The following is a 20,079-nucleotide window of genomic DNA, read 5'->3' on the forward strand; positions in this document are numbered from 1 at the left end:
AATAGCTTACTCAAAAAAAGAATTCATGAACCGATTTTTTAGCGTTTTGATGGTTACCTTATTTGTTTTAGGGTGTTCCAATTCCGAAAATATTCCGTCCACCCAAAAAGCAAAATTTTCAGAAGAACTTTCAGCGCTCAAGGAATATTTTCAGATACCAGGACTTAGCGTTTTGGTCGGTAAGGGAGATCTCATCATCTACGAAGATTATATGGGACTGGCCGATATCGAACAACAGGTTCCCATGGATTCAATTACGACCCTTCCCATGGCGTCTCTGACCAAGATGTTTTCGGCCATAGTCCTTGGGCAATTGGTGGATGAGGGAAAATTATCTTTGAATGAGTCTCTACGAATTTATTCTGAAAACTCAAATATAGGAGACTCCATAAAGGTCAAACACGCCTTGTCCCACACCTCTCAAGGCATCCCAGGACAACGGTTTTATTACAACAACGGTCGTTTTATGCTTTTGGGAGATGTCATTGAAAAAGCAAGCGGAAAGGATTTTAAAACAAATATCTATGAAAGGATCATCAACCCCTTACAACTTAAAAACACCTATTTGTTGCGAGATTCCCTGCAGCTTGTAACGGAAAAAAGAAAGGTAGCCCAACCTTATTTTTTGGGTGGGGAGCTCCAAGACGGGTATATGGTCAAAGAATCAAATCCAGGATTCATCGACTATGGATATTCTACAGCAGCTGGAATTTCATCTACGGTCCGCGATTTGTTCAAATTGAGCAGGGCATTGGATAAAAACATGCTGATTACGAATACCTTCAAAGATAAGATGTTCAACCCATTTGGTCCCGACCTGCCTTATGGTCTTGGAGTTTTTACCCAGGAATTCCTAGATGAAAAACTGGTATGGGGCTATGGTCAGTACGATTGTTATTCGAGCTTGTTTTTAAAAGCGCCAAAACGAGATCTGACCTTTATCATAGCGGCAAACAATAACCTGATGAGCGACCCGGCCAGGTTAATAGCCGGTGATGTATCCTACTCATTATTCGCACTTAGTTTTTTAAAGAATTTTGTCCTTGATTTGGAGGAAGAACCTCTTTTTGAGGACCAGGCTACACTGAAATCGTTAGAAGATAGATTGACCAAAAATAGAAGTGAATTTATCAGGAAGAAATTGATGGCCCAATCCTTGGCAGCAACTTTCATGAGCAGATATAGCGATATTGAGGGTGATTTAAGTAAGCAAATACTAGATCAGCTTTTTAAACATTTTCCCGATTACCAGGATTATGGAGATTTGGTTCTGGTACGAAATTTATTTATGCTAAAATTCATGGACGATATACGGGATAGAGAAGAATTCACCGATTTCGATAATCAATTCAGGGAGATAGGAGAAATACTTTTGGAAGCAGATGAAAATAATCCCTATGCCAATTTCTATATGGCCAACTTTTTTCAAATAAAAGAAATACCGGAAAAAAGTTTGGAATATTATAAGAACATTGTGGAGGCAGAAAACTTTTCACCCTGGTGGTATACCCGAGAGGCTCAAAAATGGATTGACGAGAATGTTCCTGAAAACAAAAAAAGGCCCTAAGTTTAGATAATAATATAGATGACCTTGTTTATCTTCAGGAATTAGTTTTTAACACGATTAACAAATCCTTATCCTTAAGGCTGTTCCTTAACAAAGACCATACAATGTTGCCAAGGGAGGTTACCGATATTCCGTTCTAGTTTTAAACCCGCTGCCTCCATTTCCTTAACGGCCTGCACCTGGGTCATTTTATGTAACTTTTTAATGGGTACCCCATCATCTTCACCACGGTATTCGATAAGGAAAAGTTTTCCATTGGGCCGAAGCGCTTTTTTTAGGGAAGCTATCATTTCAATGGGATAATTAAACTCATGATAGACATCTACAAGGAGTGCCTTGTCTACCGAATTTTTCGGGAGATTCACACTTTTTTCGCTTCCTTTTACAAGAGAAACGTTTTTGACCCTGCCTTTTTCTTTTTTCCTTTGCATCTCGGCCAACATTTCGTCCTGAATATCAACGGCATAGATATGACCTTTCTTGGCCATGGCCGCCATCTTAAACACATGGTAACCTGATCCGGCACCAATATCGGCTATGGTATCACCAATTTGGATATCCATATTCTCTAAAAGCTTGGTAGTGTGTTCCTCTGATTCGCGCTCTGTACGATTCAGCCATCCCATACCTTGGAAACCCATAACATGGGCAATTTCACGCCCCATATACCATTTGCCTATGCCATTGCGGTCTCCTTTCTCAAAAGTGTAGCTTTCGTTGGGTTTGGTGTCCTGGCCATGACACTGGTACAATGAGGATAGGGAAGCAAGCAGGAATAAAAGGCGGATAATTCTTTTCATGGACAATCTTGAATATTCCTAAGGTAATGCTTTTGAGTCACTATCTCCATAGATAACAATGGGATATAAAAAGAATCGTTATTTTATCGATATAGTTGACCGTACATCCAATTTTTGTAAGATTCCAATGTACTTTACTGTTCTCACTATCCCTAACTGACTTAAAACCTACTTGCCATGCAATTGAATATCATAGTAATCGATGATTCCCCTATGCAACTTTTGATATCCTCCAAGTTGATACAACAAAATAAACGATTAAAACTCTTAGGTGCTTTTACCAATCCTTTCTTGGGGTTGAAGGCGATACATACCATGGAAGTGGATATTGTACTTCTGGATGTAGAAATGCCCGAAATAGACGGATTCTCTCTCAAAAAGATGTTCAAGAAACCAGTGGAGGTGATTATGAACTCTACCAGGCCCATATTTGAACTTCAGGCCTATTCGCATGGAGCAATCGATTTCATAAAGAAACCCTTAAGTACAGAACAACTGGATAGTTCTATTTCCAAAGTAATGCATGAAGTTTCATTTTTTAGGAACCAAAAAAAGGTACGTGTGGCACTTGCCAGCTAGAGCAATGACCGGCTTAGAAAAGAGCTTCTCTTTCCGATCCAATTACTTAGTTGCTTTGGAACGGCCTAATTACAACATAGTAATAAAAAAACCGGTGACGAAACGTACACCGGTTTTCCAAACTAACTCAAACTAAACTAACTACAACAAAACAATTTGTGTTTTGATTCTGTTTGTGGGACATGTATACACCCCCTCTTTTTTTAATTTTAATACCCAGGGTTTTGAACCAACTCGGGATTTGTTTGTATCTCGGAATCCGATATGGGCAATAACAAATGCTTTTCCTCAAAGGTTTGGCCGAAGGTGTTCTGCCTGCCTACCAAATCAACGAAAGTAACATCACCATTGGCACCGGCAGGATATTTACGTGTCCGTACCATATCGAACCAAAGTTTAGAGTCGAATATCAGCTCCCGATTTCTTTCCTTCCAGACCTCTTCCACAAAATCGCCTACCGAAAGTCCGGCAAGTTCTGCCCGTATGGTTTCGGGATCCGTGGTCCAATACGCCCTCGCCCGTATTTGGGTAAGATAGTCGACAGCCTCGGCGGTAACCCCTTCCGATTGCGCAATGGCTTCCGCAGCGACCAATAAGGCCTCAGGATAACTATACACTCGTAAATTCTTGGAGGACTGTGCTGTCGTAAAAAAGACATCTTCATCCAGCCAGATATAAGGGGTCACCGGAAAGGTGATCTCGTCACCTCCCGTAGTGGTAAAGGTGGTATGAAAATACTGCTTTTCCTGTGCCCTAAGGTCTAGTGCCTGGTCATACTGTGCATAGAGTTCGGGCCTTGGCCCATAAGCATTATTGATGTTGGCATAGGCTGATCCCACACTACCGCTTGTGGAAGCCGGAAATGACCATTGCGGGTAGGGAAATGAACGGATACCGACTTCATATTCAATCTGATAGATATAATCTTCGGCCAAGGTCTTTGCCTTACGCATTTTGTTATAGGCACTGTTTTCCAATATAACGTTTCCTTCCCCGTCCGTATCATGTGGTATAAGCGAGAAAGCCCCACTGTTGATTACCGCTCGTACCGCATCGGCGGCATTGGCATAGCGGTTATCTGATAGGGGCGCTCCGCTCATGGTCAAGTAAACATCGGCCAAGAGCATTAGGGCGGTTTCCCTGGTGATACGAAAACCGTTATTCACCATATTACCATCGGGTAAACTGCCTGCTGCCGTGGCCACGTTCAGATCGGAAATGATAAGGTCATACACCTCGGAAACCGGGGCGCGGGGTACAAAGACCTCTTCCAAACCACCAACGGGTTCAGTAATCAAAGGAACATCACCGAACATCCGTACCAAATAGAAATATGCAAAGGCACGGAAGTAACTCGCTTGTGCGATGAGGTTGTTACCTTCAGCTTCGGAAAGGCCAGGTGTATCCGGAATGTTGGCAATGGCGAGGTTGGCCCCCGAAATACTTTGGTAAAGATTTTCCCATATACGGTTCAATGTGGCATCTATCTCGGTAGGTGAGATGGCCAATTGTTGGGCAAGATCTACCTGACGTTCCTGACCGCTAAACTCATTGTCAAAAAAACCGGAGAGATACTGAAGATACATGGCGTCAGAACCTCTAAATACACCTTGACTGATATACATGTCCGGAGCTCCGTTTTGATAGAGAAAGTTTACGGCACTTTCGGCTTGGCCAGGCTCCGCAAAAAATTGATCAACGCTTTGCTGGTCCCGTGGTTCCTCTTCCAAAAAGTCGGAACAGGACACCATGAATAGCATGAGACTTAAAAAACCTGTTATTTTTAGATATTTCATAGCCATTAAAATTTAAGATTAAAGCCTAGGGTAAAGGTCCTGGGCCTTGGATATTGAAAAAAGAAAATGTTCTGTCCAAATTGACCAGAATCAAGACTGGAGTCGTGGGAAGACCCTTCGGGGTCAAACCCTTGAAAACTATCCGACTGAAGCACAAAAGCATTGTCCACGCTTCCATAGATTCGTAGCATATTAAGGCCTATGGAGTTTACGAAGTTATCCGGGAAGGTATACCCTAGTGTGAACAGGTTGCCACGCAGATAGGAACCATCGGCTACCCAACGGCTATCTACCTGACTATTCTGACCCGAAGTCCCCTGATTGCGGATTTCCTGTACTTGTGTATTCTGGTTTTGGGGCGTCCAGCCTTCGGTAAGGATGGTACGCAAACCATTGGCAATACCTGATCGATCCTCTGTTGAATGATGGGCTTGCTGGAGGATATCCACATCAAAAACAAACTGAAGGTCTGCTGTAATGTCAAACCTACCTATACGGAAGTTGTTGATAAAACTTCCGGTCCATGCAGGCAGGCCATTTCCTATAATGGTACGTTCGGTAGAACGTTTGGCCTCCCCGGGTAAGGCACCGACCGCCGCTGCTTCCGCAGCTTCGTCCGTTCCCCAAATGCCAAAGCGTTCCAGTCCCCAAAAAGAGGCCACGGGTTCACCTACACGGAGAATGGTATTACTACCGGAAACGAAACCGGGACCAGGAAAGATGTCCTCGTCATTGGCACCTAACTTTTCTATGCGGTTTACGTTGTAGTTCATGTTCAAGACCGATTCCCAATAGAAATTTTCCTTTGTATACTGGGAGCTTATTGAAATATCAGCCCCTCTGTTGGAAATGGATCCAATATTGTCGCGAATGGACGAAAAACCGGTAGAACGGGGTATTGGTCTATTAAGCAATAAATCTTCTGTAAGTTTGTAATAGTAATCCAATTCGAGATTAATCTGCGGATTCGTCTTGGTACTTACCTCCAGACCCACGTCAAATTGTGTAGTGGTTTCCCAGCCCACATCCGGATTGGGGATACGGTTTACAAAACTATCGTTAACCCGTTGCCCATTGATTAGGGCCGTACCCGAATTTATGGTCGCTAGGGTAGAGTAGGGATCTATTTCCGTATTCCCCGTTACCCCATAACTGGTCCGTAGTTTTAATCGGTTTAGGAAGGAGGATTCCGAAAGGAACTCCTCTTCGGACAGTACCCAACCCAAACCAATGGAGGGAAAGAATCCGTATTTGTTATTTTCACCAAAGCGGGAAGATCCATCGGCACGTCCGGTCAAGGTTATCAAATATCTATCCTTATAGGTATATCCAATCCGTGCAAAATAGGAATTGATGGACCAGTCGTTGTATTCGGATCGGGGTTCCCCAAAGATACTACCCGATTCAAGGCGATAAAAGGACAAGGAATTGTCCGGAAACCCTTCTGACCTGGCACTGAATTCAAAGAATTCACGTTCTTGCCAACTGGCTCCAAGGACTGCGTTGATCCGTGAGTTTTCAAAGGATTTGTTGTAGGTAAGGAAATTTTCCTGTTGCCAAAAGGTCACTTTTTGTTCTATAACCTCAGCGCTGCCCAAGGGTGCCGAAATATTAAGCAAATCGTTCGGTTGAAAATTTTGAAACGTACGGTCCTGTTTATCTATCCCGAATTGGGTCTTAAAGGTAAGTCCTTCGGCAATTTGGAACTCAAGGAAGACATTCCCGAATATTTGGTTTCGCAATCTACGCCGTACTTCGGTCTCGAGGACATGTACCGGGTTGGCCATGGCCTCCAAATTGAAATTGTCGGTTATGGTACGGCTATTGGACCAGCTCCCGTCCGGGAAACGTACCGGGAATATGGGGGGCATCTCGATCATGGTCCGTCTCGGCATCTGATTTCCCCCACCTTCTTGAAATGAGTTTTCCTTGGTATAATTCACTAACAGATTGGCACCGAACGACAGCCAATCCTTTATTTTGGTATCGTAGGTCAATTTTCCGTTCCAGCGTTCCAGGTCATTGTTGAGCATGATGCCCTCAATATCCGCAAAGTTCAAAAAGGCCCCTATGGAAGAGTTCCCGTTTCTTTGCTGAATAGAGAGCTGATGATTGTGTGTAATGGCCGTACGGGTAGCTTCCTCTTGCCAATCCGTGTCGTACAAAGGATTGCCCTGAGCATCAAAAAGCCTGGGATCGCTTCTGGTCAAAATGGGGGCAACGGTTACATCGTCACGATACTTTGGTGTGTTGGCAAAACCGGTCTCCACTACTTCAAGAAACTCCTCTGCATTGAGCAGGTCTATCTTTTTGCGTAAGGTGCCCGCACTCATAAAGCTATCATAGGAAACCGTTATCCCATCCGTCTTTGCCCCACGTTTGGTGGTCACCAATATGACCCCGTTGGCCCCACGTGCCCCATAAATGGCCGTGGAGGAGGCATCCTTGAGCACCTCCATACTTGCTATATCGTTTGGATTGAGAAACTGAAAATCTTCCATAACCACCCCGTCTACCACAAATAGGGGGTTGGAACTGGAGTTAATGGTACCCAATCCGCGAATTATGATTCGGGGTGCGGCCGTGGGACTTCCGGAATTCAGATATACATTGGCACCGGCCACCCGGCCCTGTAGGCCTTGTATGGCGTTGGCCACGGGTCGCCTTAGCAGGTCTTCTCCCGCTACACTGGAGACCGATCCGGTGACATCGGATTTTCGCTGTACCCCATAACCCACTAGTACTACTTCTTCAAGTTGTGCGGTATCGGTGGTGAGCTGAATGGACATTTCATCACCGGGAGTTGCACTAACCTCTTTGGTAATAAAACCGATATAGGAAACCAGTAACGTGGCATCAGCGTTTTGGAGGGAAATCGTAAAATTTCCATCAAAATCAGTGACAACACCATTTTGCGTGTCCTTTTCAACAACATTGGCACCCGGAAGGGGATCTCCATTGGCATCGGTTACCGTACCGGATACTTGAAGTTGTTGGTCTTCCTCGGTTTTATCGGGTAGGGGAACTACCTTAGCGGATTTCGGTAAGGGTAGTGAACGTAGGATGATCAATTTTCGTCTCAGTTTATAAGAGATGTCCGTTTGTTGAAACAACCTTTTTAAAACACTGGACAATTTTTCGTTCTCTGCGGTGACCGAAACCCGTTGATCCGCATCAATTTCATTGTTCGTATATACAAATTTAAAGTCTGTAATGGCCTCTATTTCCTCAAGTACTTTCTGCATGGTAGCGTTCTCAAAGCTTAGGCTTACCTTGGTCCGCTGCGAATAGGCATTGGCATGCACGGACAGGATTGAGGCTAGTAAAAGAAAGAGCGTAAGCTTCAACGCTAGACTTATTTTTATGGAATTGAACGTAAAAAGTCGAATTCCTTTTAATTTTTCCATATTTTTAAAGGATTTTAGTTAACTCGTATCAGTTGATTACTAATCTATCGGGGAATGGTACCAGCATTTCCCGATTTTTTTTGTTGATTTTTTGGTATCTATTTCATTGGCTATTGCATTTTATGTTAGTTTAATTTTTGGGCTTGTTTATTGTGATTTCATTTCCATCAACTTCAAAATAAAAGGGTATGATTTCGCTGAGCGATCCCATTACTTCCTCAATGGTCTCAATGTCATAGCTGGCCGTAAATACCTGATCATTTAGGATGGGGTAATTGTTTGTGATGGATATGTTATAGTGTCGTTGAAGTTTGGGAACAATCTGTTCAAAGGGTGTTCTCTTTAGTATCAATCTTCCATAGATCCAAGAAGTGTGAAGATCTGTGTCCACGGCTTCCATGGCCATGGTGTTACTAGTTTTGTCCCAAGAAGCCATATGCCCTGGCTCCAACAGTGTAGAGTCGGTAGTCTGGTTGTCCTTATTGGAAAGACCAACGGAACCTGAGACCAGGACCGTATTGATTTCTTGATCCTCTGGATAGGCTTTTACATTGAAAGTGGTGCCCAACACTTTTACGACCAAATCATCACTGCTAACCATAAAAGGACGTTCAGCGTCCTCGGCTACCTCAAAAAAGGCCTCGCCGCTCAAAAAAACCTCTCTATTTGCTCCTTTAATGAATTTGACCGGATACTTTATGGAAGAACCTGAGTTGAGATGTATTTTTGTCCCATCGGAAAGCTGTATGCCAAATCGTTTGGCATACGGGACCGTTAATGTATTATAGACTAGTTTTTCTACTGAAGCCGAGTCCGAATACGCCAAGTTGGACCCTTTTTTGGTGACCACCAAGTTTCCCTCCTTGTCTTTAATTTGTGAAGATCCATCTTCGGACAACACTTTTACCTCCCCGTTTTCCAATTGTAAGGTAATCGCATTTTTATCAGGCGGCATTATCTTTTCCTGCGTTTGTAAAGGGCTAAACAAATACCAGAAAGTGAAACCTAAAAGCCCTAAAAAGATGGCTGCATACCTAAAAATGGGTCTTGTCCAAAGTGTTCTTTTTCGGGAGGCCTTATTTGTATCTACTTTCTGAAGTATTTTATTCCATGCGGTGATTTCGTCCAGGGTTTCCAATTCCCTAATATCCTTTCCTGATTTCTGGATCAGGGTTATCCTATCGAAGATTTCCCTATTTTCATGGGACGAGTGCAACCATGAATCAAATTCTTTTTCTTCGGCTCCCGAAAGCTTGGAGGTCAGTTTTTTTATAATAAGTTTGGTTATTTCCATAGTTGGTTTTCATGGCCTATACTATTAAGACACGGAATACCATAAAAAGGGTGATGTTAAAATTGAAAAAAAATAAAAAAGAACTACTTTAAATGTGAAATTAGCAACAAAAGCAGAAATAGTTGAGTGTCCTGTAGCTCCACGCGAAGAATCTTGTAGGCTTTTTTCATATGCGATTTCACCGTATTGACAGAGATATTCAGGGTTTCGGCGGCGGTACTATACTTTTGACCTTCCAAGGCACAAAGCTCAAATACTTTCTTGCATTGTATAGGCAGATTCTCTATAGCGCTTTTGATTTCCTCATCATGGTCAATCCGTTGCGGATTTTCATACTGGGGGAGTTTGAGTACTTTTTCCGAAATGGGCTCTAATTTTTTTGATTCCCTGATTTTATTGAGGCTGGCATTTTTCACCGATCTTTTCACATACCCTTCCATATTCAGTATGTTATGATCTTGGCGTTTTAGTAAAGAAATAAAAACATCCTGTACAATATCCTCGGATGCATCAAGGTCGGTAACATAGCTATAGGCAATCAAACAGAGCGCTTGATATTGCTTCTTGAATAGTCCTTCTACCTTGTTCAGCCATTGATCGTTCATGTACATTAATTCAAAAACTTAATCCGCGTCAACCCCTAATGTTATGAATAAAAAAACGATTTTGTGCATTTGAAATTTTTTTAACACAGAATCGTAGGTCCCAAATCCAAATAAAGCTAAGATACGAAATATTCCAGTTTTTATTCATCCTGGAACAGAGGACAGTTCAAATTTTAGCTTTTTTAAAGGGATTTTAGCGATGCCTTTCTCACTATTTAAAATCGACCTGAACCATATCAAAGTTGGGTTTGCCAAGACCTTGCCATTTTCAGTTTTTTTCATTTGAGCGACTTTAATTTACTTGGATACCCTCAAATATTTATACATTGCAATAACCGACCGAAAAAATTAAGTTATGAAATTCTAAAATATGAGTCATGCATATTAAAAAGAAATATACCGCCTTCGAAATGGCGTTGTGGACCCGATTTGAAACTCTTCTTTTCCTTTTAATTATAGTGCTTTGGGTGGCCATCTATTATTTTTTCGATTTAGGCTGGTTAAAAATTCCTTGGACCCCATTGGCATTGATCGGTACCGCCGTAGCCTTTGTCATCGGATTTCAAAATAATTCGGCTTATGGAAGAATTTGGGAGGCTCGAAAGATATGGGGAGGTATTGTAAACACCTCCAGGACCTTTGGTATGTTCGTGCAGGATATGTTGACCAATGAATATGCTGAATCGCCCTTGACCGAGCCACAAATCCACAAGGAGATCAAAACCCTAACGTATCGCCATATCGCTTGGATGACAGCATTGCGACACGCTATGCGCATGCCCAGACCCTGGGAAACAAGTGCAAGTCACAGAACCAATCAAGAATGGGATTTGCGCCCACCAGAGTTGGATTCCAGCTTGGAGGACGATTTAAAATCGTATATCACAGAAAATGATCTGGCCTACGTATTAGGTAAGAACAACAAACAAACCGCTTTGTTATACTTACAGTCCCATCATCTACAAAAACTTAAGGAGCAAGGTATAATTTGGGAATTTTCCTTTTTGGAGCTAGAGGCCATACTTCAGGAATTATTTACACTTCAAGGGAAAAGTGAACGAATCAAAAATTTTCCATACCCAAGGCAATTTGCTACCCTCAATCATTTTTTCATGTGGATTTTTATTCTGTTGCTCCCCATGGCACTAATACCCCAATTCATCGAAATCGGAAAAGGATTTTCGGAATCCCATCCCCTTATGGGCGATTTGTTCGCTTGGTTGTCCATCCCTTTTTACATTATTGTAGCTTGGATATTCCATACGATGGAAAGAATTGGGAGAACTGGCGAAAACCCCTTCGAAGGAACCGCAAACGATGTTCCCATTTCGACTATCGCTAGAGGTATTGAAATTGACCTCCGTCAGAACCTTGGAGAGCCCAATGAAAAAATTCCGGATCAGTTTCCTGTTAAGCACGATACGCAATTCTGAAAATATGAGCTGAATAGCTTAAAAGTATGTATTTTAAATCCTCACTAAAGCAATTGGATTTATCCTGAAACATTCTAAAATATGACCAAAAGAACATTATTTATAGCCTTTGTAGTCTCCCTTGGAGGATTTCTGTTTGGTTTTGACGCAGGCATTATCTCTGGGGTAATGTCCTATGCCGGTCCCGAATTTGATTTGAATGATGCCCAGACCGGTTGGGCCGTAAGTTCACCTTCTTTTTCCGCAATGATTGCGATGCTGATTTCCGGCAGATTGAGTGACATAGTCGGACGGAAAAAAATATTGATTATTGTTGCATTTTTATATGCTGTTTCGGCACTTTTTTCTGCCTATGCAACATCCTACGAAATGCTCTATATTGCCCGTATGGTAGGTGGCTTGGCATTTGGGGCGGCGCTCATATTGGCACCTACTTATATTGCCGAGATTTCCAATGCTGAGAATCGCGGAAAATTGGTTTCCATTCAACAACTTAATATTGTACTAGGCTTTTTTGCAGCATTCTTAAGCAATTATTACTTCAATAAGATATATAGCTCAGGGGATTCATTTCTTACAGAGGATACCGTTTGGCGATGGATGTTGGGTGTTGAGTTGGTGCCTGCCCTGCTCTATTTTTTGTTTATGTTTTTCGTTCCTAGGAGTCCTCGTTGGTTATATATGAGAGGTAAGGTTGTAGATGCCAATCAAGTTTTAAAGCAGTTACACGGTCATGACAATGCAAAGGAAGAGATTGCCTCGATCGAAAAAAACATTCGTGAGCAAAAGGATACCACCAAAGTATCAATAGGTGAATTGGTGAAGCCTGCCCTGCGATTTATTTTTATGGTTGGCCTGGCTATAGGAATTCTTCAACAAATCACAGGTATAAATGCCATATACTTTTATGCCACATCGATTTTTAAGCAAACGGGCATCGGCACGGATGCAGCCTTTACCTCAGGAGTTTTTCTGAGTTTTACGACCGTAGTTTTTACCATTGTGGCCATGTTTCTGATCGATAAACTCGGAAGACGGCCTTTGCTTCTTTTTGGTATGGTGGGTATCGCGATCAGCATGCTCTTGTGTGCTTACGGATTCAACAATGCCACCTACGAACTTAAGTCTGCAGAAATCGAACAGTTGGAAAATTTGGACAAAGATGCTTTGGCTCAATTTGCGAATAAGAAATTCGATAATGATGTTGATTTCAAAAATGCTATGAAATCAGCTTTGGGAACCCAAGTATATGCAAAAAATGAAGGGACCTTAATCGAGGCGGCTACCGAAATGAATGCTACCCTGATTTTAATCGGGATTTTGGGTTTTATCGCCTGTTTCGCTTTTTCCCTAGGCCCAGTAATGTGGGTTCTGTTATCGGAAATGTATCCTAACAAGTATCGAGGATTGGCCATTGGTGTCATCGGTTTCGTAAATAGTTTTGCCAGTTGGTTGGTACAGCAAGTGTTTCCTTGGGAACTATCCAATTTAGGCAATGCCATGAGCTTTTTTATTTTTGGAATAATCGCGGTAATCGGATTTTTCGTCCTGTTTAGAATATTGCCTGAAACCAAGGGAAAGTCTTTGGAACAGTTGGAAAAGGAATTAATTGGACGATGAGCCATATACAAAATCCGATATTGCGTGGATTCAATCCCGATCCATCCATTTGTAGGGTCGGGGAGAATTACTACATTGCTACATCAACCTTTGAATGGTTTCCGGGAGTACAGATCCACCATTCCAGAGACCTTAAAAATTGGAAGCTGATCGCCCGACCGTTGAATCGTCTTTCTCAGTTGGATATGAGGGGTAATCCGGATTCCTGTGGTGTATGGGCGCCATGCCTCTCCTATGATAAGGGTACTTTTTATTTGGTGTACACCAATGTACGGTCTTTTGATGGTGTCTGGAAAGATACCCCCAACTATTTGGTAACCACAAAAGATGTTAGAGGTAGCTGGAGCGAACCAATTTATTTGTCTTCACGGGGTTTTGACGGCTCGCTCTTTCATGATGCCGATGGAAAGAAATGGTTTCTCAACATGTTGGTCGATCATCGTAATGGTAAATTTTTTGGAGGTATAGAAATACAGGAATATGACACGGCCGACCAAAAGTTGGTAGGTAAAGTACATTACCTTACCGAGGGTACGTCGTTAGGTCTTTCCGAGGGCCCCCACCTGTACAGAGAAAATGGACACTATTATCTGGTACTTGCAGAAGGGGGTACGGAGTATGGTCATGCCATGAGCATTGGACGTAGTAGAGCAATTTTTGGCCCTTATGAATTTCACCCTGAAAACCCTTTTATATCTGCAGCGGCTAAAAAGAACCACGCTCTACAGAAGTCTGGGCATGGTGATTTGGTCCAGACCCAAAATGGTGATTGGTATGTTGTTTTTTTAGTAGGGCGGCCTTTGACAACCCATGGCAATTGTACTTTGGGACGGGAAACGGCCCTAGAGGAAGTTATCTGGAAAGAGGATTGGCCTTATTTAAAGGGAGGGGGGCGCGTACCCCGTTTGGAAATTCCTGCCCCCGATTTGCCCCAGTTCCTACACGAAGTTCCTTCTGCCAAGGTCAATTTTGATCAAAAAGAAATCCCCCTGGATTTTCAATCCTTACGAATACCGATTACGGAAGATTGGTGTAGCCTTTCGGCCAGAAAAGGGTTTTTAAGATTGTATGGTAGGGAATCCTTGAACTCTTTGCACCATCAAAGTTTACTAGCACGAAGAATCCAGGATTTTCATGTCCAAGTGACAACCTCCATTGATTTTCGACCGGAGAATATCTTACATATGGCCGGTCTGGTATTTTACTACAATACCGGTCATTATCATTATGCCTATATCACTTCTAATGATACAGGAACCCAAAAGTATCTGGGTGTTATTTCCTCAGATAATTTTAAAATGAGCTTTCAAGAAAAATTAGTGGATGTTACGAGTGAAAAATCGATTGTTCTACGAGGTGAAATGAATCGGGATAAACTTCAGTTTTATTTTGGTCTAGGAGAAGACAAATTCGAAAAATTGGGCACTGAACTTGATGCTGGCATTTTATCTGACGACTATGTAAGGGACGGTAGTGGTAGATATCGCCCTGCCTTTACGGGAAGCTTTGCCGGTATTTGTTGCCAAGACCTTGCTATGAATTCCCATCATGCCGATTTTGAGTGGTTCGAGTATAAAGAAATAAACTTAAAATAATGAAATTAGGAATTATATGCTGCTTGGCCCTACTACTATTATGTGGTGAAAAGCAGCAAAAGAAGACGGATTCCGCACCCCTGGAAAGTGAAAAGGAGCAGGTTCGCAAACGTGCTAAATTCGAGCCCAAGGATGGTGAGGTACTGCTCTTTGTTGGTCAAGAACTTGAAGCTGTTGGCGGACTGGATAAATATAATGATGGCTATTTAGACCATTTTGAAACTCCAGCCGGTTGGACCACATATACCAATATCAACCCAGGGGAGAATTCTTTTGGCCGTATTATGGAAGGTTTGGATGGCCTGTATGAGACCCATGATTGGGGTGATAATGATTACAATGCTACGCTCCAATTAAACGACCCCGATTATGCAAATATGGCCCTGGCCATTGGGTTGCAGTTTGTAAATCATGAAGAAAAGGTTGCCGATGGCACGCATGATAATTACATTAATCGATTGGCCGATTTTCTTTTATCCCTTGGGAAGCGCCCTGTTTTTTTGCGTATAGCCTATGAGTTCGATGGTGAACCATGGAACCATTATGATAAAGAAAGTACCATAATGGCCTACAAAAGAATTGTTGATATGTGCAGGGCAAAGGGAGTAACCAATACAGCTTACGTGTGGCAATCCACAGGATTTATGTCTCCAAATGACGGTGATTTGGAGTCTTGGTATCCAGGGGATGATTATGTGGACTGGTTAGGTTTTTCATTTTTCAACCGATGGGCGGACCAAAAAATGATCCCTTTCGCTAGAAAAAAAGGAAAACCCGTTTTTATAGCGGAAGCCTCGCCAACAATTTCAGATGTTGATGCAAAGACCACTGGAAATACCATAGAAACACAATTGGACAATCCTAGGCAGGCAGAAGAAGCCTGGCAAAAGTGGTTTATTCCGTTTTTTAAAACTATTGATGATAATCCTGATGTGGTAAAAGCGGTACACTATATTAACTGTCATTGGGATTCGCACCCTATGTGGTATGAAAATCCAACATTTAAAAAAATTGATGCCCGTCTGCAATTAAGTGATTCGATTAGTAAGCGATGGAGAGAGATTACGGCTCAACCCAAGTACATTAAATCGTCCTCTGATTTTTACGAAAAACTATATAAGACCAAGTAAGGGATTTTGCGTTTTCGAACTCATTTGGATTGAATTGGTTTCATTTCAATTATTAAAGTGTATATAATTGACTATGATTTACTGCCTTTGTTAGTGCAAACTTATTACAGTTGGCACTTACTAAATGGGAGGATTTCCTATCACGGTTCGGTGTCCAGGAATAGGTAGAGAAAAACATGTTACCAAGTTTAAAAACCGTATTTTTAGGCTAAACAATACTTGGCATGACAGTGCACTATTTTGGCGAAGAAAATTCGCTCTTAAATCAATTCATTGCTGAAATCAGGGATGTTAGCATTCAAAAGGATTCCTTGCGTTTTCGAAGAAATATTGAACGTATCGGTGAAGTATTGAGCTATGAGTTGAGTAAAGCTTTGAATTACCAAAAGGAAACCATTACGACCCCTTTTGGTTCTAAGGAAATGTCATTGTCAAAGGATAAATTGGTACTTTGTTCCGTGCTCCGTGCCGGATTGCCCTTGCACCAAGGCCTGTTAAGCTATTTTGATGGCGCTGAAAATGCTTTTATTTCGGCCTATCGTCATCATCCTGGAGGAGAGGATGCCTTTGAGGTCATTGTAAAGTATTTTGCGGCTCCCTCGTTGAAGGGCAAAACTTTGGTCCTTACCGATCCCATGTTGGCCACCGGGCGTACATTAGAGAATGTATTTAAGGCCTTAAAATCGCATGGGAATCCCGATCAGATCCATATTATATCCGTTATTGGCTCAACGGATGGCATTGAATATGTAAAAAGTGTCTTTCCACAAAACACGCATTTATGGATTGCGGCCATTGACCGGGAATTAACCTCCAAGGGCTATATTATCCCAGGACTCGGTGATGCAGGAGATCTGGCCTTTGGCGTAAAACTATAAACAAAGACTTCCCATAACATCTCGTAACGATTCATTTTTTTGAATGTAAATCGTCAAACCACTGATGCAGGTCATTTTGAATTTTTTTTGCCGATTGTACTTTCGAAAAGATGAATTAATTGTTTAATCTAAAAATATAAAGTTATGTCACTAGTAAAGTTTAGAAGAAGGCCTTTTGGAGGTCTTATGACCAATGATTTCTTTGATATGGACGATTTTTTTGACAATCGTGGATGGGTTCGTGATATGCTGCCATCTCGTTTTTGGAACGGCAAGACTGTTGAACCAGCTTTAAACATTAAGGAAAGTGAGGACAAATTTGAAATTGAATTGGCAGCACCCGGTTTTTCCAAAAAGGACTTTAACGTAACCATTGACGATGGTTGTCTCAACATTTCGGCAGAAAAATCGATGGAAGAAGAGGAAAAGGAAGAAAACTATACCCGAAGGGAATTTAGTTATAACTCTTTTGAAAGATCCTTACAACTCCCAGAGAATGTAAAGGAAGAAGAAATTAAGGCACATTATCATGATGGTATTTTAAGCTTTGATCTTGCAAAAAAGGAAGAGGCTAAGAAAAGACCACCCAAAGTAGTGAAAATAGACTAAAGATTTTTCTCACTAGGAATGCCCTCTTGCCCAAACTGAAATTCGTCCATGTAAATAAGTTTGGTTCGGGGGCATTCCCCGTTGAAGTTCAAATACATGCTCAAAACCCTTTTCGCTCTTTCTGTAGAAGATACTATTGCCGAATTTGCCAGTAGCCGCATACAAGGATTATCAAAAGAGGAAGTCGAAGCAAGATTGGAAAAATATGGTTTGAATGAAATACCCACTCAAGGACCTAAACCAAGATATCGAATACTTGCCGGTCAATTAATGGATCCCATCATTTACATTTTGACCGTGGCGGCCATCCTTGCCTTTCTTTTCAGTGATGCTTTGGAGGGCATGGCTATTATAGTTGTCATTTTGATTTCGGTAGGGATCGGATTTTTTATGGAGCTTCAAGCAATACGTTCCTTGGAAGCATTACGGAAAATAGGCCAAGCAAGGACATATGTCCTACGATCGGGTAAAAAAATCAAGGTAAAGGCATCGGAATTAGTCCCAGGAGATATTGTCCTTTTGGTAACCGGGGATATAGTACCGGCCGATGCTCGTCTCATAGAAGTTGAAAATCTATCCCTTAAGGAGTCTGCCCTAACAGGAGAGAGTATCCCGATCAATAAAAGTACGGGAACACTTCCGGATAAAACACCGATTACCGATCAAGCGAATATGGTTTTCAGGGGTACAATGGTACTGACCGGATCCGGTAGGGCCATTGTGACCGCGACCGGCGCGCATACCCAATTGGGAATAATACAACAAATGGGGATGGACACTGAAAAGATGGATACCCCTTTGGAAAAGAAATTGAACCAGTTGAGCAAATGGCTTATCGTACTGACATTGTGTTTTGCCCTGTTGATCGTTGTTGCCGGGTACTTTCGGGGAAAAGACCTCTTACTGATGATTGAAACAGGGGTGGCATTGGCCGTGGCGGCCATCCCTGAAGGACTTCCCATTGTGGCAACCATTGCCTTGGCGCAAGGCATGTTACGATTGTCAAGAAAAGAGGTTATTATTAAAAAACTTGAAGCTGTACAGACTTTGGGGGCCACAGATATAATCTGTACAGACAAGACCGGAACACTTACCGAAGATCGGATGAACGTACATACCGTGCTTTTTGAAGAAGAATCCGTAACCGTGGGACACCTCCGGAAATTGGAACGTAGCGATTTTATAGCAGATCATCCGATTTTCGAAACGATAATTAAGGCTTCAATTCTTTGCAATAACGCAACTCCAAATCTGGATGACGGTCAAGCCGATTCCATAGAATTGGCGTTAATGGATTTTGCGATTCATTGGGGTTATGATCCGGTTACCATCAGAAAAGAATATCCTGAACAACTGGAACTGCCCTTTGATGCTACACGTAAGCTTATGGCAACCGTTAATCAAAGCAAAGAAAGCTTTCAGGTTTTTGTAAAAGGGGCGTTTGAAAGTTTGGTAGATTCTTGCGACACTGTCATTGAAGATGGAAAGCGGAAATCATTTAACAATGTAGCGGATTGGGATAAAAAGGTGAACACTTTGGCATTGCAGGGTTTAAGGACATTGGCTTTTGCCTATAAAGAAACCAAAGGCATACCAAAGAAAGAAACTTTATTTCAAAACCTAACTTTTCTGGGTGTTATGGGCTTCATAGATCCTGCTCGCAAAGATGTAAAGGCCACCTTAAAAATTTATAAAAAAGCGGGTATTCGGGTATTGATGATTACGGGTGACCATCCAGGGACTTCACAAAAAATAGCACAAGAAGTAGGTCTATTGGAAAGCAGTGTACCCCGGAACAAAATAGTATTGGGGAAAGACCTTGAAAACTTGGAAAATGGTGGTCAAGAAAATTTCTCAAGGTTATTGGAAGCTGCTGTTTTTGCCCGGGTAACTCCCAAACAAAAATTGGATTTGATAACGCTATACCAAAAGAATGGCCATGTGGTAGGCATGATCGGGGATGGCATCAATGATGTGCCTGCGCTAAAAAAGGCGGATATTGGTATTGCCATGGGCATTCGAGGTACCGAGGCTGCGCGTGAGGTAGCGGATGTTATTTTAAGGAATGATAAGTTTACAGCTATAGAACTTGCCATTCACCAAGGCAGGGTGGTCTTTCAGAATATCCGCCAATTTGTGGTGTATTTGTTATCATGTAATCTGGCAGAGATTGTTTCAGTAGGCCTGGCCGCTTTGTTAAATCTCCCTTCACCATTGTTGCCCTTACAGATTTTGTTCCTAAACTTGGTGACCGATGTCTTCCCGGCATTGGCCTTGGGTTTGGGAAAAGGTGAGGCGGACAGTATGGAGCAACCTCCTAAAAATCCCAAAGACCCTATCATGCATAGAAAGGATTGGTATATGACCGCAATATACGGTCTCTGTATAAGCCTTTCTGTACTGGGTATTGTTATTTATGCCAATTTTGTCCTAAAATTGTCTCCAGAGATCATTAACAACATGGCGTTCTATACTTTGATATTGGCCCAATTGCTCAATGTCTTCAATATGCCGAAACAAAAGCAGGCGTTTTTCATCAATGAGGTGACCAAAAATCCTTGGATCTGGGCAGCACTTGTGGTATCCCTAATAATTACAATGGTGGTTTATAGTATACCTCTAGCGGCCAAAGCCCTTTCTTTGGAACACTTCCCTTTAGGACTCTTGGGCGTCACCATTTTGTTCGCTTTGGGTTCTTTGCTATTGGCACAGGTGATAAAGCGGTTGTCCGGTAGTTTTGAAATGCCCCACAGTGGGAATTAGAAT

At 42.1% G+C, this 20,079-nt stretch carries 15 protein-coding genes; 9 read left to right on the forward strand and 6 right to left on the reverse strand.

The annotated features are described in order from the left end of the window. Positions 1–25: 25 nt before the first annotated feature. Positions 26–1,567 (forward strand): serine hydrolase domain-containing protein, encoded by a 1,542-nt coding sequence (locus tag D7Z94_RS18250; protein WP_120712987.1) that lies wholly within the window; start codon positions 26–28, stop codon positions 1,565–1,567. A gap of 74 nt (positions 1,568–1,641) precedes the next feature. Here D7Z94_RS18250 and D7Z94_RS18255 read toward each other — a convergent pair whose 3' ends face one another. Continuing rightward, positions 1,642–2,367: a class I SAM-dependent methyltransferase gene (locus tag D7Z94_RS18255; RefSeq protein WP_120712988.1), complete on the reverse strand. Its 726-nt coding sequence runs from the start codon at positions 2,365–2,367 to the stop codon at positions 1,642–1,644. Positions 2,368–2,544: 177 nt separating this feature from the next. On the opposite strand from D7Z94_RS18255, the gene D7Z94_RS18260 reads away from it, so the two are divergent. Next, complete coding sequence (locus D7Z94_RS18260) at positions 2,545–2,946, forward strand: LytR/AlgR family response regulator transcription factor (RefSeq protein ID WP_120712989.1); 402 nt, start codon at positions 2,545–2,547, stop codon at positions 2,944–2,946. Between the two features lie 209 nt (positions 2,947–3,155). Here D7Z94_RS18260 and D7Z94_RS18265 read toward each other — a convergent pair whose 3' ends face one another. The 5 genes from D7Z94_RS18265 to D7Z94_RS25865 form a co-directional block, all read right to left on the reverse strand. Further along, on the reverse strand, positions 3,156–4,742 hold the full coding sequence (locus D7Z94_RS18265; protein WP_120713212.1) for a RagB/SusD family nutrient uptake outer membrane protein: 1,587 nt from the start codon (positions 4,740–4,742) through the stop codon (positions 3,156–3,158). Between the two features lie 5 nt (positions 4,743–4,747). Continuing rightward, positions 4,748–8,149: a TonB-dependent receptor gene (locus D7Z94_RS18270; protein ID WP_120712990.1), complete on the reverse strand. Its 3,402-nt coding sequence runs from the start codon at positions 8,147–8,149 to the stop codon at positions 4,748–4,750. 130 nt (positions 8,150–8,279) lie between these two features. Beyond that, positions 8,280–9,443, reverse strand: coding sequence for a FecR family protein (locus tag D7Z94_RS18275; RefSeq protein WP_120712991.1), 1,164 nt, complete (start codon positions 9,441–9,443; stop codon positions 8,280–8,282). Positions 9,444–9,526: 83 nt separating this feature from the next. Continuing rightward, the gene (locus tag D7Z94_RS18280; protein WP_158594681.1) at positions 9,527–10,048 is read right to left on the reverse strand and encodes a sigma-70 family RNA polymerase sigma factor; all 522 of its coding nucleotides are present in this window, start codon (positions 10,046–10,048) and stop codon (positions 9,527–9,529) included. A 144-nt stretch (positions 10,049–10,192) separates the two neighbouring features. Beyond that, positions 10,193–10,330, reverse strand: coding sequence for a hypothetical protein (locus D7Z94_RS25865; RefSeq protein ID WP_211341803.1), 138 nt, complete (start codon positions 10,328–10,330; stop codon positions 10,193–10,195). Positions 10,331–10,425: 95 nt separating this feature from the next. Here D7Z94_RS25865 and D7Z94_RS18285 point away from each other — a divergent pair, with 95 nt between their 5' ends. The 7 genes from D7Z94_RS18285 (at position 10,426) to D7Z94_RS18315 (ending at position 20,076) form a co-directional block, all read left to right on the forward strand. Continuing rightward, the gene (locus D7Z94_RS18285) at positions 10,426–11,481 is read left to right on the forward strand and encodes a bestrophin family protein (protein WP_120712993.1); all 1,056 of its coding nucleotides are present in this window, start codon (positions 10,426–10,428) and stop codon (positions 11,479–11,481) included. Between the two features lie 81 nt (positions 11,482–11,562). After that, positions 11,563–13,101, forward strand: coding sequence for a sugar porter family MFS transporter (locus D7Z94_RS18290; RefSeq protein WP_120712994.1), 1,539 nt, complete (start codon positions 11,563–11,565; stop codon positions 13,099–13,101). Then, the gene (locus D7Z94_RS18295; protein ID WP_120712995.1) at positions 13,098–14,696 is read left to right on the forward strand and encodes a glycoside hydrolase family 43 protein; all 1,599 of its coding nucleotides are present in this window, start codon (positions 13,098–13,100) and stop codon (positions 14,694–14,696) included. Before D7Z94_RS18290 ends, D7Z94_RS18295 begins: the two co-directional genes overlap by 4 nt. Continuing rightward, on the forward strand, positions 14,696–15,826 hold the full coding sequence (locus D7Z94_RS18300) for a glycoside hydrolase family 26 protein (RefSeq protein ID WP_120712996.1): 1,131 nt from the start codon (positions 14,696–14,698) through the stop codon (positions 15,824–15,826). The genes D7Z94_RS18295 and D7Z94_RS18300 overlap by 1 nt, the downstream gene beginning before the upstream one ends. A 224-nt stretch (positions 15,827–16,050) precedes the next feature. Further along, positions 16,051–16,704 (forward strand): uracil phosphoribosyltransferase, encoded by a 654-nt coding sequence (gene upp / locus D7Z94_RS18305; protein WP_120712997.1) that lies wholly within the window; start codon positions 16,051–16,053, stop codon positions 16,702–16,704. 144 nt (positions 16,705–16,848) lie between these two features. After that, complete coding sequence (locus tag D7Z94_RS18310; RefSeq protein ID WP_120712998.1) at positions 16,849–17,313, forward strand: Hsp20/alpha crystallin family protein; 465 nt, start codon at positions 16,849–16,851, stop codon at positions 17,311–17,313. Between the two features lie 96 nt (positions 17,314–17,409). Continuing rightward, a complete protein-coding gene (locus tag D7Z94_RS18315; RefSeq protein WP_120712999.1) occupies positions 17,410–20,076 on the forward strand; it encodes a cation-translocating P-type ATPase in 2,667 nt (888 codons plus the stop codon). Positions 20,077–20,079: the final 3 nt, after the last annotated feature.

It is taken from the genome of Ulvibacterium marinum (genome assembly GCF_003626755.1).
Lineage (GTDB): Bacteria > Bacteroidota > Bacteroidia > Flavobacteriales > Flavobacteriaceae > Ulvibacterium > Ulvibacterium marinum.